This window comes from Rhodanobacter thiooxydans, assembly GCF_021545845.1.
GTDB lineage: Bacteria > Pseudomonadota > Gammaproteobacteria > Xanthomonadales > Rhodanobacteraceae > Rhodanobacter.
On the sequence record NZ_CP088923.1, the window covers coordinates 2,640,806 to 2,656,313 of the forward strand.

General features: G+C 67.6%; 11 protein-coding genes. 5 read left to right on the forward strand and 6 right to left on the reverse strand.

The window, feature by feature from the left end:
* The first annotated feature begins 88 nt into the window (after nt 1-88).
* Nucleotides 89-3,511 carry a trifunctional glycoside hydrolase family 18/polysaccharide deacetylase/glycosyltransferase family 2 protein gene (locus LRK53_RS11855; protein ID WP_235642158.1) on the forward strand — a complete coding sequence of 1,141 codons (3,423 nt, stop codon included), beginning with the start codon at nt 89-91 and terminating at the stop codon, nt 3,509-3,511.
* Nucleotides 3,512-3,527: 16 nt separating this feature from the next.
* On the opposite strand, the gene LRK53_RS11860 is transcribed toward LRK53_RS11855, so the two are convergent.
* A complete protein-coding gene (locus tag LRK53_RS11860) occupies nt 3,528-4,412 on the reverse strand; it encodes an EamA family transporter (RefSeq protein WP_027492704.1) in 885 nt (294 codons plus the stop codon).
* 341 nt (nt 4,413-4,753) lie between these two features.
* On the opposite strand from LRK53_RS11860, the gene LRK53_RS11865 reads away from it, so the two are divergent.
* Nucleotides 4,754-7,207: an Ig-like domain-containing protein gene (locus LRK53_RS11865; RefSeq protein WP_027492703.1), complete on the forward strand. Its 2,454-nt coding sequence runs from the start codon at nt 4,754-4,756 to the stop codon at nt 7,205-7,207.
* Nucleotides 7,208-7,305: 98 nt separating this feature from the next.
* On the opposite strand, the gene LRK53_RS11870 is transcribed toward LRK53_RS11865, so the two are convergent.
* Nucleotides 7,306-7,779 carry a YehS family protein gene (locus LRK53_RS11870; RefSeq protein ID WP_027492702.1) on the reverse strand — a complete coding sequence of 158 codons (474 nt, stop codon included), beginning with the start codon at nt 7,777-7,779 and terminating at the stop codon, nt 7,306-7,308.
* 162 nt (nt 7,780-7,941) lie between these two features.
* Between LRK53_RS11870 and LRK53_RS11875 the strand changes: the two genes are divergently transcribed.
* The 3 genes from LRK53_RS11875 to LRK53_RS11885 all read left to right on the forward strand — a co-directional run bounded on the left by LRK53_RS11875 (nt 7,942) and on the right by LRK53_RS11885 (nt 10,728).
* Nucleotides 7,942-8,193, forward strand: a complete 252-nt coding sequence (locus LRK53_RS11875) for a hypothetical protein (RefSeq protein ID WP_027492701.1) — start codon at nt 7,942-7,944, stop codon at nt 8,191-8,193.
* The gene (locus tag LRK53_RS11880; RefSeq protein ID WP_027492700.1) at nt 8,190-8,786 is read left to right on the forward strand and encodes an IMPACT family protein; all 597 of its coding nucleotides are present in this window, start codon (nt 8,190-8,192) and stop codon (nt 8,784-8,786) included. The genes LRK53_RS11875 and LRK53_RS11880 overlap by 4 nt, the downstream gene beginning before the upstream one ends.
* Nucleotides 8,787-8,955: 169 nt before the next feature.
* On the forward strand, nt 8,956-10,728 hold the full coding sequence (locus LRK53_RS11885) for an ABC transporter transmembrane domain-containing protein (protein WP_027491536.1): 1,773 nt from the start codon (nt 8,956-8,958) through the stop codon (nt 10,726-10,728).
* 157 nt (nt 10,729-10,885) lie between these two features.
* Here LRK53_RS11885 and LRK53_RS11890 read toward each other — a convergent pair whose 3' ends face one another.
* The 4 genes from LRK53_RS11890 to LRK53_RS11905 all read right to left on the reverse strand — a co-directional run bounded on the left by LRK53_RS11890 (nt 10,886) and on the right by LRK53_RS11905 (nt 15,397).
* Nucleotides 10,886-11,794: a DUF5996 family protein gene (locus LRK53_RS11890; protein WP_027491535.1), complete on the reverse strand. Its 909-nt coding sequence runs from the start codon at nt 11,792-11,794 to the stop codon at nt 10,886-10,888.
* 517 nt (nt 11,795-12,311) lie between these two features.
* The gene (locus tag LRK53_RS11895; RefSeq protein WP_027491534.1) at nt 12,312-13,376 is read right to left on the reverse strand and encodes an NAD(P)-dependent alcohol dehydrogenase; all 1,065 of its coding nucleotides are present in this window, start codon (nt 13,374-13,376) and stop codon (nt 12,312-12,314) included.
* A gap of 191 nt (nt 13,377-13,567) precedes the next feature.
* Complete coding sequence (locus LRK53_RS11900) at nt 13,568-14,773, reverse strand: serine hydrolase domain-containing protein (RefSeq protein WP_027491533.1); 1,206 nt, start codon at nt 14,771-14,773, stop codon at nt 13,568-13,570.
* 150 nt (nt 14,774-14,923) lie between these two features.
* Nucleotides 14,924-15,397 (reverse strand): hypothetical protein, encoded by a 474-nt coding sequence (locus LRK53_RS11905; protein ID WP_027491532.1) that lies wholly within the window; start codon nt 15,395-15,397, stop codon nt 14,924-14,926.
* Nucleotides 15,398-15,508: the final 111 nt, after the last annotated feature.

Consider the following 15,508-nt stretch of genomic DNA (forward strand, 5'->3'; position numbering starts at 1 on the left):
ACGTGCCGCAACGCGGATCAGCCATACTGCGCACCCAGAATCCGCCATGCAGCCGGGCTGCCGTGGCGCCCCGCAGAACCGACCCCGCATGCAGAAAAAACCGATCTTCTTCGACCCCACCGGCCGACGGGCCAGCCATGTCTCGCGGCTGGCGCTGGCCGCCGCGGTGATCAGCACGCTGTTCGTGGTGGCCTGCGCGGCCAGCCTGTTCGTGTGGCCCAGCATGGTCGGCCTGCACATCGGCGAGCACGCCCGCACCCGGCATGCGCTGGCCAACGTGAAGGCGGCCGCGCCCGAACTGCTGAAGCCGGCGGCGCGGCTGGCCGCCGAGGTCCGCGCCCGGCAGAAGCTGCTGCACCCGCCGCGCACGCATACCGGCAAGGCATCCGGGCACGTGCCGCCGCCGTCGCTGGACAAGCCGGCCGGCCGGCCGCTGGCGGTCGGCTTCTACGTCAACTGGGACGAAAGCAGCTACCCGTCGCTGAAGCGCGCGCTGCCCACGCTGGATTGGGTGATCCCCTCGTGGATGCACGTTTCCGGACCGGACATGGCGCTGCATACCAACATCGACGCCAAGGTGCTCAAGCTGATCCGCACGCAGAAGCCGTCCACGCCGATCCTGCCGCTGCTGCAGAACATGGTGAACACCGCCTGGGACGGTCCCGGCCTGGCGCGCATGCTGGCCGACCCGGCGATGCGCCAGCAGCGCATCGCGCAGATCGTCGCCTTCATCGACGCCAACCACTTCCAGGGCGTGACCGTCGACTTCGAGGACGTGCCCGCAACCTCGCAGAAGGATCTGAAGGCCTTCCTCACCGAGCTCAACGATGCGTTCGATCCCCACGGCTGGGGCATCGTGCTGTCGGTGCCGTTCGACGACGCCGACTGGGACTACGCCGGCTACGCCGACATCGTGGACTTCGAGCTGCTGATGGCCTACGACCAGCATTGGGCCGGCAAGGATCCTGGCAGCGTCGCCGGCCAGGGCTGGTTCGAGGACATGCTCGACAAGCGCATGAAGGTGCTCGACCCGAACCAGGTGATCGTGGCGATCGGCAGCTACGGCTACGACTGGTCGCACGGGAAGAACGCCGAGGCGCTGACCTTCCAGGACGCGATGGACCGTGCCAGCGACGCGCAGGCGGTGATCGCCTTCGACCCGGACACGCAGAACCCGAATTTCTCCTACGGCGAGGACGACGGCAGCACGCACCAGGTCTGGTTCCTCGATGGCGTCACCGCCTACAACCAGATCCACGCCGCCGACGACTACCGGCCCTACGGCTACGCGCTGTGGCGGCTGGGCTCGGAGGACCCGTCGGTGTGGTCGGTGCTGGGCCGCCCCTATGGCGCCGCCACACCGGAATCGCTGCGCACGATCGGCCAGGGCGAGGACATCGACATCCAGGGGCAGGGCGAGGTGCTGGAAATCGCTGCGCAGCCGTCGCCCGGCGCACGCACCATCGAGGTGGACAAGGACGACGGCAGCATCGACGACGAGAGCTACAGTGCGCTGCCCAGTTCCTACGTGATCCGCCGCGCCGGAACGCTGCCGCACAAGATCGCGCTGACCTTCGACGACGGCCCTGACGCGCAGTGGACGCCGCAGATCCTCGACATCCTCAAGGCCAGGCACGTGCCGGCCACGTTCTTCATCATCGGCGCGAGCGCCGAGATGTCGCCGAAACTGGTGCAGCGCGAGATCGCCGAAGGCCACGACGTCGGCAACCACACCTTCACCCACCCCAATCTCGGCGACAGCCCGCCCGGCATCGTGTCGCTGGAACTCAACGCCACCCAGCGCCTGTTCGAAGCGCTCACCGGCCACTCGATGCGGCTGTTCCGCGCGCCCTACTTCGGCGATGCCGAACCAACCACTGCCGACGAGCTGGTGCCGATCGGGATCGCGCAGAAGATGGGCTACATCTCGGTCGGCCTGCACGTCGACTCGGAAGACTGGCAACGCCCCGGCGCAGACCAGATCGTCAACAACGTGCTGACCCAGGTCGCCGCCAGCAACTCCGAGCGCACCGGCCAGGTGGTGCTGCTGCACGACGCCGGCGGCGAACGCTCGCAGACCATCGCGGCACTGCCGCGCATCATCGACGGCCTGCGCGCGAAGGGCTATGACTTCGTCACCGTGTCCGAACTGGCCGGGCTGACCCGCGAGCAGACCATGCCACCGCTGCCGCCCGGTTCGCTGTCGCGCTGGGCCGACCGCTCGGTGTTTCTCGCGCTGGGCTGGTTCGGCCACCTGATCGGCTGGCTGCTGACCACCGCCATCACACTGGGCGTGGCCCGCCTGCTGCTGCTCGGCGTGCTGGCACTGGTCAACCGCTGGCAGGAGCGCCGGCGCGCGCCGCCGAGCCTGCCGGCCGATCCGCCACTGGTCTCGGTGCTGATTCCCGCCTATAACGAGGAGAAAGTGATCGTCAGCTTGATCCGCTATATCCTCAAAAGCCGCTACGCCAACCTCGAGGTCATCGTGGTCGACGACGGCTCGGTCGACGCCACCTCGGCGGTAGTGCGCCAGCACTACGCGCACGAGCCGCGCGTGCGGCTGCTCACCATTCCCAACGGCGGCAAGGCGCACGCCGTGAACACCGCCCTGCGCGAATCGAACGGCACGGTGGTGGTGGCACTGGACGCCGACACCCAGTTCGAACGGGACACCATCCCGCACCTGGTGCGTTGGTTCGTCGATCCGAAGGTCGGCGCCGTGGCCGGCAACGCCAAGGTCGGCAACCGCATCAATCTGATCACCTTGTGGCAGGCGCTGGAATACATCACCGCGCAGAATCTCGAACGCCGCGCGCTGGCCGCGCTGGGCGCGATCACCGTGGTGCCGGGCGCCGTCGGCGCGTGGCGGCGCGAGGCGCTGGAACAGCTTGGCGGCTTCCCCGCCGACACCCTGGCCGAGGACCAGGACCTCACCATCGCGGTGCAGAAGGCTGGCTACCACGCCCTGTTCGACGCCGCGGCGATCGCCTGGACCGAAGCGCCCGATACCGCCCGCGGCCTCGCCCGCCAGCGCTTCCGTTGGTCCTACGGCACCCTGCAATGCCTGTGGAAGCACCGCGACGCCACCTTCAACCCGCGCTACCGCGCATTGGGCATGGTCGCGCTGCCGCAGGTATGGCTGTTCCAGATCCTGTTCTCGGTGGTGTCGCCGCTGGTCGACCTGGTGCTGGTCTGGCAGGTCGTCAGCACCGGCATGGACTATCTGCAGCACCGCGCCCAGTTCGATAACACCAACCTGCTGCGCATGCTGGCGTTCTACGCCGCCTTCATGGCGGTCGACCTCGGCGCCTCGGCGCTGGCCTTCGCGATGGAGAAGAAGGAAAAGTGGAGCCTGCTGTGGTGGCTGGTGCTGCAACGCTTCGGCTACCGCCAGCTGATGTACTACGTGGTGGTGCGCTCGGTCTGGACAGCCATCCGCGGCCCCTCGGTGGGCTGGGGCAAGCAGGAGCGCAAGGCGACGGTGAACGCCAGCGAGGAACTGAAATCGTGAGCGACGACGGCGGCCCCTAGTTCGCCAGCGGCTCCGCCAACGCGGGCCGCTGCACGCTCAGCGCGGTGCCTGCCGCCGCCACGATGATCGTCGCAATGGCCAGCCACTGCAGCACGCTGGGCCGTTCGCCCAGCAGGGCCACGCCGGCGACCGCCGCGATGGCCGGCTCCAGGCTCAGCAAGGTGCTGAACGTGCGCGCCGGCAGGCGGGTCAGCGCGATCATCTCCAGCGAATACGGCAACGCGGAACTGAGCACCGCCACGCCTAGCGCATACGGCAGCAACGCCGGCGACAGCAACGCGCTGCCGGCATGCGCGATGCCAAACGGGATCACCAGCAAGGCACCGATCGTCGTGCCCAGCGTCACCGCGTCCGCGCCATGGGCCGCGCCCGCCTTCTTGCCCAGCACGATGTACAGCGCCCAGCCCACGCCGGCCGCCAGCGCATACAACACGCCCACCGGATCGAGTGCGTTCACCTGCCCACGCAACGGCAGCAACAGCGCCAGCCCGGCCACCACCAGCGCGATCCAGACGAAATCGAGCAGGCGGCGCGAGCCGAACAGCGCCAGCGCCAGCGGGCCGGTGAATTCCAGCGCCACCGCGATACCCAGCGGGATCGTGCGCAGCGACATGTAGAACACCAGGTTCATCGCGCCCATCGAGAGGCCGTAGCCCCACAGCGCGGCCCAGTCGCGCCGGCCAGCCGAGCGCCGCCACGGCCGCCGCCACAGCAGCAGGATCAGCGCGCTCAGCCCCAGCCGATACGCGGTGGCGCCCTGCGCGCCCACCTGCGGGAACAGCTGTTTGGCCAGCGACGCGCCGCACTGGTACGAGACCATGCTGATCAGCAGCATGCCGACGGCGAGCGCGAGCGGGGCAACGGTGGAACGCGGTGACATGAGCGCAGCCATGGCGGAAGACCCTGCCATGATGCGCGAAGCCTCCGGCGGAACCCACCCTGCCGGCCACTTTGCCGCCGCCATTGCTGCCAGCGCCTGACAGCACTGTGCGGCGCATGCCGCGGGCGATGAGCGGATACCGCTGGCCAGTGGTCGCCGCACTCCGCAGCCCATGGTCCATCCGCAAGAACTTGCGACCGCGTCTTGACGATTTTTAGCAGTCGGTCAAAGACCGACGCATTCGCGATCCCGCGCTTGTCATCTTGTGCTGGGATAACAGTCAGGTCGCGCCAGAAGCCGGGGGGCTCTGCGCGACCCACTCAACCAGGGAACCCAACCAAATGAACTGGAAAACCAGGATCGCTGGCGGCTTGCTGCTGGCCTGCACGATCGTTGCCGCTCCGGCGTTCGCCGGCAGCCTGCCTGATCACGAAGAGTTCGAAACCACGCTGCAGGTGCCGTTCCGCAGCACCGGGGCGCGCCCCGTGACCATGTACTTCTCCTATCCCGGCGCCGCGCCGGGGACCCAGGTGGCATGGGAAGTCGTCCTGCTCGGCCACGACGGCGCCGAGTTGCGCACGTGGCAGGGACACGGTGCGCTCGGTGCCGGTCGCACGCAGGCCCGGGTGTCGTGGGACGGGGTGGATCGCCAAGGCCACACCGTGCCCGCCGGCTACGTGACGGTGCGGCTGCGCGCGGTGGCGCTGGATGGCGCCACGGTGGCGCGCATCGGCAGCAGCCTGCCCGGCCAGGCGCTGACGCTGTCGCAGCAGCGGGCGCCGGAGCTGATCGAAGAGCAACGCTACGATGTGCTGGTAGGCGCCGTCGCCGCGCCTGCCATGCCGCACTTCCAGGCCCTGCGCCGGCACACCGACACCACTACCGCGTTGTCGCCGATGTCGGCGACCACCAGCGGTGGTCTGCCGTACACCATCTACTTCGGCAACCTGCACAGCCAGACCAGCCACAGTGACGGTGGCGGCGTGCTCTCCAGCTGCACCGGCGCGCAGAACCCGCAGAGCGGCGCGTACGGCCCATCGGACGCCTACCAGTACGCCCTGAACGACGGACTGGACATCCTGATGACGTCCGAGCACAACCACATGTACGACGGCTCGACCGGCACCAACACCTCGGCCAGCCCGACCACCGCGCACAACCTGTACCAGTCCGGCCTGCAGGCGGCCAGCGCGTTCAACGCCGCGCATGCGAACTTCCTGGCGGTCTACGGCCTGGAATGGGGCGTGATCAGCAACGGCGGCCACCTCAACATCCTCAACACGCCCAGCCTGTTGGAGTGGGAGTACAACAGCTCCAACCAGCTGATCGGCGACGTGTACACCGCCAAGAGCGACTACGGCTCGCTGTACGCGCTGATGAACACCAACGGTTGGGTGGGCCAGTTCAACCATCCCGCCCCCACCGGCCAGTTCAACATCGGCGGAACGGATCTCGCCTATAGCGCCGATGGCGACGCCGTGATGGTGCTGGCCGAGGTGCTCAACAGCTCGGCGTTCTCCACCAACACCACTGAAACCGAGACCAGCCGTACCAGCTACGAGGCGGCGTTCAACATCCTGCTCACCCGCGGCTACCACGTGGCGCCGACTTCCGACCAGGACAACCACTGCGCCAACTGGGGCGCCAGCTACACCAACCGCACCGGCGTACTGATTCCCAGCGGCACGGCACTCAGCCTCGCCAGCTTCCTCGATGCGGTGCGCGCACGCCGCGTCTACGCCACCGAGGACAAGACCGGCCAGATCGTACTGACGGCGAACGGCCGCGTGATGGGCGAGCGGTTCGCCAACAGCGGCCCGCTGACGCTTACCGTCAACTACGCCAGCAGCGCCGGCCACAGCGCGCAGCGCGTGCAGGTCTTCGAGGGCGTGCCCGGCAGCAACGGCGCGGTGACCACCACGTCGAGCACGGCCACCACCACCATCACGCCGGCCAATGGCGACCACTTCTACTACGCCAAGATCACCCAGGAAGACGGCAAGCAGTTGTGGTCCGCGCCGGTATGGGTCACCCAGGGCGCGGGCAGCGTCGACACCACGCCGCCGACGGTGAGCGCGTCGGAGAGCGGCACCGCAGGCACCATCACGCTGTCGGCCAGCGCCAACGACAACGTGGGCGTGACCAAGGTGGAGTTCTACATCGACAATGTGCTGAAGGCGACATCGACCAGCGCGCCCTACCGGGCATCCATCGACTCCACCACGCTGAGCAACGGCGCCCACAGCCTGGTAGCGAAGGCCTACGACGCGGCCGGCAATGTCGGCAGCAGCAGCGCGGTCAGCTTCAGCATCTCCAACAGCAGCGGCACCACTACCGAACTGGTGAAGAACAACAGCTTCGAGAACGGTACCACGCCGTGGACCCAGACCAGCGGAGTGATCACCAACGCCAGCAGCCAAGCGGCCCGTACCGGCAGCTATAAAGCCTGGCTGGACGGCTACGGCAGTGCGCACACGGACTACGTGCGACAGAGCATCACCATCCCGGCCACGGCGACCAGGGCCACGCTGGATTTCTACATGCACATCGACACCGCCGAGACCACGACCAGCACGGCCTACGACAAGCTCAGCGCGCAGGTGATCACCTCCGCCGGCAAGTACGTGACGCTGGCGACCTGGTCGAACCTCGATGCAGCCAGCGGTTACGTCAAGCGTTCCGTGGATTTGTCGGCCTACATCGGCCAGACCATCCAGGTCAATTTCTACGGCGTGGAAGACAGTTCCAACCAGACCTCGTTCGTGATCGACGATGTCAGCGTGACGGTGCAGTAAGCGGAAGGGCGGGAGTCCGACAACGGGCTCCCGCTTCCTTCACCCCGACCGCGCATGCATCGGCACAGCGGAGCAACGGCGAGCGCGCACGAAACCGTTCAAGCGTTACTGCGCACCCGCATCGTCAGCCCCTTCAGGAAATTCCGCAGCAACTGGTCGCCGCACAGCTTGAAGTTCTTGTGGTCGCTCTGGCGGAACAGCGCGCTCAGCTCGGGCTTGGAAACCGGGAAGCCCGCGCTTTCGAGGATCTGGTGCATGTCCACGTCCTTCAGCTCGAACGCCACGCGCAGCTTCTTCAGCACCACGTTGTTGGTGACGCGCTTCTCCGGCGGCCGCGGCGGGCGGCTGTCATCCTTGCCGCGGCGCTGAAACACCAGACCGTCGAGGAACAGCGCCAGCACCTTGTTGCTGCACTCGCCGTAACCGGGTTCGTCGTCCTTTTTCAGGAACGCCTGCACGTCCTCCTTGCCGATCGGAGCCGACGGGTCCGCCAGATGGATGATGTCGACCACCTTGCCGTCGCCGAGGTCGAGCATGTAGCGGATGGAGCGCAATACGTCGTTGTTGATCATGGTGTGGGGTCGGGTTCTGCCGGGGGCGCCATGCTACCGCGGCACACCCGCCGCGACGAAGCCCGCGACCTGGCGGCGCTCCGCACCGGCAGGGCCGGCAACCTGGCCGGGTGCCGCCCGCACCTACCCGCAACCGGCCGATTTGCCTTACCCTCGCCTCCCATGGATACCGCGGTCGATCCCGATGCGATGCTGATGCTTGCCTGCGCGCGCGGCAACCTCGCCGCGCCGGCGCCACCCGCAGCCACAGCCGACATAGCGGCGAACGCCGTCGACACGCCGGCGCAGCAGCTGGACAAGCTCCAGCTGCCGTTCGCGCAAGGCCACGGTGATCAGGCATATCACGCGTTCCGGCACGCGCATCCACGATGGGAACTGCCGCCAGCGCTGCAGGCAAAACTGCGCCAGCCATGAGCGAAACGCTGTCCACCCTGGCCCAGCCGTGTCGCTACCAGCAAGAGGTCAAGAAGAGCCGCTTTCTCGCCCAGGCCGCGCCGGTCGAATCCGCCGAACAGGCGCTCGCCTTCCTGCGCGAAGTGGGCGACCCCACCGCCACGCACAACTGTTGGGCATACCGCATCGGCCAGGACTATCGCTTCAACGACGACGGCGAGCCTGGCGGCACCGCCGGCCGTCCAATCCTGCAGGCGATCGAGGGCCAGCAGATGGATCGCGTCGCCGTGGTCGTGACGCGCTGGTTCGGCGGCATCAAGCTCGGCGCCGGCGGGCTGGTGCGCGCCTACGGTGGCACTGCGGCGGAATGCCTGCGCCGCGCCGAGCGCGTACCGATCGTGGCGATGGCGCGGCTGGGCCTGCGCTGCGACTTTGCCGCGCTGGCGCTAGTCAAGGCGCGACTGAAAGACCTGCAGGCCGAGGTCGAACACGAAGCCTTCGACGCCGACGGCGTGGAACTGCAACTGCGCCTGCCAGACAGCCACGTCGCCGAAGCCCAGCTTCGGATCAACGACATCAGCCGCGGCCGCAGCAGCGTGAAACGCCTCGTGTAGGAGCGCACCCTGTGCGCGATGCTCTTGGCATGTTCGAGTCAAGAGCATCGCGCACAGGGTGCGCTCCTGCAAAAGCCATCGGCCGCCGATTGAATCAGCCGCCGGCCGCCCCACTTCAATGGTCGCGTGCCCCCGTACGCACTTTCTCCGAATCATCCTGCGAGAGCCCATGAGCGACGCCGCCGCCGACACGCCCCGCCCCGCCCGCCGCATCGGCGCATTGCGCGAGCTCTGGCCGTTCCTGAAACCGCACCGCGCGCTCGCGCTCGGCTGGCTGCTGTTCCTGGCGCTGTCCTCCGGCGCCTCGCTGGTGCTGCCGCTGGCGTTCCGCCACATCATCGACCAGGGTTTCGGCCACTCCAGCAACACCGTCATCAACCAGACCTTCGTCGCCCTGTTCGGCGTGGCGCTGGTGCTGGCCTTTGCCACCGCCGCGCGCTACTTCTGCATCACCCTGCTCAGCGAGCGGGCGCTCGCCTCGCTGCGGCAGACGCTGTACGCGCACGTGATCCGGCTCGACGTGGGCTTCTTCGAGAAGAGCCGTGTGGGCGAGCTGCTGTCGCGGCTGAGCGCCGACACCGAGGTAGTGCAGGCGCTGATCGGCTCGGGCGTGTCGGTGGCGCTGCGCAGCGCGGTGATGCTGGTGGGCGCGGCGGTGGCGATGGTGTGGACCGCGCCGTCGCTGGCCGGTCTCACCGCGCTGGTGATCCCGGCGGTGATGCTGCCGATCTTGGTGTTCGGCCGCCGCGTGCAGAAGCTGTCGCGGGCCAGCCAGGACCGCCTCGCCGACGCCGCCGCGATCGCCAACGAAACGCTCAACGCCTCCACCGCGGTGAAGGCCTATGCGCGCGAGGATATCGAGAGCAGCCGCTACGGCGGCGCGATCACCCGCGCGCTGGCCACTGCGCGCCGGCGCATCGGCATGCGCGCGTTGCTGACCATGGCGGTGATCGTGCTGGTGTTCGGCGCGATCACGCTGGTGCTGTGGGCCGGCGCCCGCCACGTGCTTGCCGGCACCCTGGGCGCCGGCGTGCTGGGCCAGTTCGTGCTGTACGCGGTATTCGCCGCCGGCTCGGTGGCGGGCCTGTCCGAGGTGTGGGGCGACGTGCTGCGCGCTGCCGGTGCCATGGAGCGCATCGGCGAATTGCTGGGCGAACGCGCCGACATCGTCGACCCGCGGCAGCCGCGCGCGCTGCCGCAACCAATGCGCGGCGAGCTGCGCTTCGACGGCGTGACTTTCCACTACCCCACCCGACCCGACACGGCGGCGCTGCACGACTTCACCCTGACCGTCCACCCCGGCGAAACGGTGGCCCTGGTCGGCCCTTCCGGTGCCGGCAAGAGCACGGTGTTCTCCCTGCTGCTTCGCTTCTACGACCCGCAGAGCGGCAGCATCCGCATCGACGGCGTCGACCTGCGCGAAACCACCCTGGCCGGCCTGCGTGGCGCAATCGCGCTGGTGCCGCAGGAAACCGTGATCTTCGCCGGGAGCGCCGCGGACAACATCCGCTTCGGCCGCCAGGACGCCGGCGACGACGAAGTGCGCGAGGCCGCCCGCGCCGCCGAGGCGCACGAGTTCATCGGCGCGCTGGACCACGGCTACGACGCCGAACTGGGCGAGCGCGGCGTGCGCCTGTCCGGCGGCCAGCGCCAGCGCATCGCGATCGCCCGCGCGATCCTGCGCGACGCGCCGCTGCTATTGCTGGACGAAGCCACTTCGGCGCTGGACGCGCAGTCCGAAGCGGCGATCCAGCAGGCGCTGGCGCGACTGGAACAGGGCCGCACCACGCTGGTGATCGCCCACCGCCTCGCCACCGTACAGCGCGCCGACCGCATCGTGGTGATGGATGGCGGGCGCATCGTGGCGCAGGGCACCCACGAGAGTCTGCTGGCCGAGGGCGGCTTGTATGCAGAATTGGCCCGGTTGCAATTCGTGGCCTGACCACCGTTTTTTCGTAGGAGCCCGCTGGTGGGCGATGCTTTTGGAGCCGGGATTCGGGATTCGGGATTCGGGATTCGGAAAAGCATCGCCTGCAAGCGGGCTCCTACGGGTCCGGAATGGCAGCGCCCGCCGCACGCCAAGGGCGTCGGCGGGGCATTCACGCGCTGGCCGGCCGGTCCAGCGCACCACGATCCCAGTGCGCCAGGTCGGCGGCACGCTCGTAGGTGCTGCGGATGAACGCATGGATCATCGCGTCCGGCGCATCCGCCTGGCGCACTGCCTCGTACGGCAGGATGAATTCGCCGAACCCGCGGTGGTAGTACGCCGCCTCCGGTCGCACGGGCGCCTCCTTGAAACCCGCCGGTTCCGGCGCGGCATACGCATAGAACGCCGGCTGCAGCAGCGGTCCGCTGCCCGGCCAGAAGCCATGGCTGATGACTTCGTGCGAATACGCCTCGCGCTCGAACGCCGGACCGTTGCGCGGCGGCGCGCGTCGACCGGAAAAGCGCGTCACCGCCAGGTCGAAACTGCCCCAGAAGAAATTCACCGGACTGCTCTTGCCGACGAACTCGCACCGCGACTCGGTAAACACGCGCTCTACCTGCACCAGGATGCGCCAGAAGCGATTTGCGTAGTCGGGATCGTAGCTGTGGTGTTCCGTATCGCGATCCAGCCGGATCGGTTGCGGCAATTCCGTCGACTGGGGATGGATCTTCACCGCCAGTTGCATGGCAGCCAGCGTCTCCAGCAATTCGCGATAAAACTCGGCGACGCTGCGCGGTCGCAATGCCAGGGTACGCATGGCGCCATCCGACGCGCCGATCACCAGCTGGTGATCGATGAAATCGAACTGGATGGTGAAGGTGCGCTCATCGTGCGGCAGCGGCTGCGTGGTCAAGCCGCGCGCGTTGACCCGCAGCGCGATGCCCCAGCAGTGATTGAGCGGTGGCGCCTGCGCCAATGCGATCTTGCCGACCACCTGCGTCCACAGATGCAGCGTCGCGTAGGTGTCCTTCCACTCGTCATACGGCAGTGCTGGCCAGCAGGTACCGACAGTCGTCGTCATGGTCGCAACCTCCTGATGACATGGGTTCATCATGGTCTAGCACACCCAACGTGCAGGAACGGTTTCGCACCCTGGCAGGGAAGGTCTGAGCCAAGCCGTCATCCCAGCGAAAGCTCACCGTGGTTCGGAATAAATCCATACCCTGCGCCCCGGGGTCCTCGTTCCTGCAACCCTCCCGGCCGTCATCCCGGCGAAGGCCGGGATTGCACTTGATTCAGTGACCTGAAGGCGTAAGGCAGTGCGATGACTCGCTGCGCTCGCCCCTGCGGGGCCAGCCTTCGGCTGTTCAACGCTCGCGTGGCTCGCTTTTGTCCTGCCTTCGCAGGAATGACGATAAAGCAAGCCGAGATTTCGAGTTGAGGCTGCGGGTGCCAACCGCCCAACACTGTGCCGCAACTCTTCCACCTCTCTTCAGCGAAATTATTCCGGACAGCAATGCGCGAAAGCTGGAATGACGAGCAAGGTCTTGATCAGAGTATCCCTGGCACCGATCACCCGACGCCGTTCAGTGCAGGTCCTAGCCACAGGCCTGGTTGGCCAGCGTCGCGTTGTCGATCACGAAGCGATACTTCACATCGCTCTTCACCATGCGGTCGTAGGCCTCGTCGATTTGCTGCATCGGGATCATCTCGATGTCGGCGACGATGCCCTTGTCCGCGCAGAAATCCAGCATCTCCTGCGTCTCGGCGATGCCGCCAATCAGCGAGCCGGCGATCGCGCGGCGCTTGAAGATCAGGTTGGCGATGCTCGGCGTCGGGTGCGGGTGCTCCGGCACACCGACCAGCACCAGGGTGCCGTCGCGCTTGAGCAGCGCGGTGTACGCATCCAGCGAGTGGCTGGCGGCCACGGTGTTGAGGATGAGGTCGAAGCTGCCGGCGTGCGCCTTCATCTCGCCGGCGTTGCGCGACACCACCACCTCGTCCGCGCCCAGGTCCAGCGCCGCCTGGCGCTTGTTCTCCGAGCCGGTGAACGCCACCACGTGCGCGCCCAGCGCATGCGCAAGCTTCACCCCCATGTGGCCCAGGCCGCCGATGCCGACCACGCCGACCTTGCTGCCGGGGCCCACCTTCCAGTGCCGCAGCGGCGACCAGGTGGTGATGCCGGCACACAGCAGCGGCGCCACCGCGGCGAGTTGCGCTTCGGGATGGCGGATCTTCAGCACGAATTTCTCGTCGACCACGATGCGCTGCGAGTAGCCACCCAGCGTGTGGCCGGGCGCGTCCTTGGTCGCGCCGTTGTAGGTGCCGGTGAAGCCGTTCTCGCAGTACTGCTCCAGCCCTTCGGCGCAGGACGCGCAATGCTGGCAGCTGTCCACCATGCAGCCCACGCCCACCGTGTCGCCGGCCTTGAAGCCGGTCACCGCGCTGCCCACCGCACTGACGTGGCCCACGATCTCGTGGCCGGGCACGCAGGGAAACAGCGTGCCGCCCCACTCGGAACGCACGGTATGCAGGTCGGAATGGCAGACGCCGCAATAGGCGATGTCGATCTGCACATCCTGCGGGCCGGGTGCGCGGCGCTCGATGTCGATCGGCTGCAACGGCTTGTCGGCAGCGTGTGCACCATAGGCTTTGGTGGTCATGGGGTTTTCCTCGGGCTGGGGGGGGAAGGCAATGCAAGCAAGGGGATGGGGTCGGGGCGCCGGACCCACAAGGTATTCCCGGTCGGTTGCCTTCGCCATCCACTGGACCACCCGGCGCAGGCCGATTGAAGACAACGCCCAAGGCCACGCCGGCGACTGCTCAGCGCCCTGCTCCCGGCGCATCGCCTGGTTCAGTGCGCCCGCGGTTCCGTCTCCGCATCCACCGCCCGCTTGATGGCGGCGACGAAGGCGCGCCGCGTGGCGACCAGCTCGTTGGATGTCGCCTGCGGCCACGCGCCGACCTGGGCGATCACCAGCTGGTGCGCGGGATCGACGTAGACCATCTGACCGAAGATGCCGATCGCCGCGTAGCTGCCATCGGTATCGGTCCACCACAGGTAGCCGTAGCCACGCTCCGGCTCGTCCACGGCGGCCTGGCGGCGCACTGCACCCTTGAGCCAGGCTGCGGCGATCACCGGCTTGCCGTCGATGCGGCCGCCGTCGAGCATGAACTGACCCAACCGCGCGTAGTCGCCCAGCGTGGCCGACAGGCCGCTGCCGCCGGTGTCGCTGCCGTCGCATTCGTCCTTGATCCAGTACGCGTCGGAAGCCATGCCATACGGTTTCCAGATCGCCTGCGAAAGATAGTCGGCCAGCGAGCGGCGCGTGGCCCTCTGCACCAGGATGCCGAGCAGGTCGGTTTCCGCGGTGTTGTAGTTGAAGTGCGTGCCGGCCGGCCACTGCCGCGGCTGCTTCGCCAGGTAGGTCAGGATGTGCGCGCGGCCACCGACGCAGGCGCCGCGGTACATCTGCGCCACATCCGAGTTGGCGTCGGCGTAATCCTCGTTCCAGTGCACGCCGGAAGTCATCGTCAGCAACTGCTGCACGGTGACCTCGGCGTAGGCGCTGTCACGCAGCTCCGGGATGTAGCTGCCCAGCGTGTCGTCCATGCTGTGGATATAGCCCTGCTGCAGCGCGATGCCCAGCAAGGTGGAAGTGACCGACTTGGCCACCGAGAACGACTCCCAGCGCTGCGCCGGCCCGAAGCCCAGCGCGTAGCGCTGCAGGCGCACACGGCCATGCTGCAGCACCATCACGCCGGCGAGGTGGCGCTCATCCATGTAGCCGGCCAGCCATGCCGACACGTCCTTGCCCGGCATGGCCAGCGGCCGGCCCTGCGGCAGCGCGTGGACATGCGTGCCATGCGCGGCGCGGTCGCTGGGAAACCGCTCGTACATCTTGCGGAACTGCGCCTCGCGCTGCGCCTGCGGCCAGAACAGCACCGCCTCGCGCTGCTGGCCAATGGTGGGGGCACCTTGCTCGCTTGCTGCCAGCGGCAGTGAAACGGCAATGCACAGTGCGGCAGCCAGCAGGCGAATGCAGAAGTTTGAATACATGGCGACGCGTGCCGGGTAGTGGCGAAGCCGCCATTTTACCGATCAGTGCCGGGATGGATCGTTGTCGGACGTATGCGATTGGACCACTTCGTCGGTACGCAGATCAGCGCCAGCTTGCGGAAATATGGCCGGCGCCGCCTGACCGCGCACTCAAGGGCATCGCCCGCCGTTGAGGGCGCTGTCGGTATCGCAGCGCAGACTCTTGCCCAGCGGACTCAGTGTGCCCTGGATCACACCGACACAATGGATTTCCGCTGCCTTGCCTTCCGCGGTACTGACCTGCACTCCGGCCGTGCGGCGGCCGTCCTCGGTGTAGTCGAACAAGGTGTAGCCGGCATCGCCATGGCTGAAGCTGATCTCGCTGCGTTCGACCTGGTAGCGGCTGTAATGCGCGAAGGCGAACTGCCGAGCTCCATGCGCCACATCATCCGGAAACGCCAGCTCCACCTTCCCCGCCTTGCCATAGCGATACTGCAGTGCCGAGGGCAGCGCGCCGCACAGGCTGATCGTCTGGTGCCGCGCGGTCTGGCAACTGAAGTAGATGGCCTGCGTCGCCTCACACAATGAGCCGGAGGCGGGCTGCGTCGCCCACGCGCTGCACCATGCCAGCACGAGCAGCGACAAGCCGATCCCGCAACGGAGAGCAAGGCGGATCACTTCGAGACTCCCATGGTGAATCGGCTGCCGGTGGCGTGGCGATGATAGTTCACCGGGGCGACCGGTCGAATGCACTGG

Bases quoted from the DNA above. Each gene is read 5' to 3' on its own strand.
- LRK53_RS11855 (WP_235642158.1), top strand. From the start codon at position 89: ATGCAGAAAAAACCGATCTTCTTCGACCCCACCGGCCGACGGGCCAGC.
- LRK53_RS11860 (WP_027492704.1), bottom strand. From the start codon at position 4,412: ATGTCACCGCGTTCCACCGTTGCCCCGCTCGCGCTCGCCGTCGGCATG.
- LRK53_RS11865 (WP_027492703.1), top strand. From the start codon at position 4,754: ATGAACTGGAAAACCAGGATCGCTGGCGGCTTGCTGCTGGCCTGCACG.
- LRK53_RS11870 (WP_027492702.1), bottom strand. From the start codon at position 7,779: ATGATCAACAACGACGTATTGCGCTCCATCCGCTACATGCTCGACCTC.
- LRK53_RS11875 (WP_027492701.1), top strand. From the start codon at position 7,942: ATGGATACCGCGGTCGATCCCGATGCGATGCTGATGCTTGCCTGCGCG.
- LRK53_RS11880 (WP_027492700.1), top strand. From the start codon at position 8,190: ATGAGCGAAACGCTGTCCACCCTGGCCCAGCCGTGTCGCTACCAGCAA.
- LRK53_RS11885 (WP_027491536.1), top strand. From the start codon at position 8,956: ATGAGCGACGCCGCCGCCGACACGCCCCGCCCCGCCCGCCGCATCGGC.
- LRK53_RS11890 (WP_027491535.1), bottom strand. From the start codon at position 11,794: ATGACGACGACTGTCGGTACCTGCTGGCCAGCACTGCCGTATGACGAG.
- LRK53_RS11895 (WP_027491534.1), bottom strand. From the start codon at position 13,376: ATGACCACCAAAGCCTATGGTGCACACGCTGCCGACAAGCCGTTGCAG.
- LRK53_RS11900 (WP_027491533.1), bottom strand. From the start codon at position 14,773: ATGTATTCAAACTTCTGCATTCGCCTGCTGGCTGCCGCACTGTGCATT.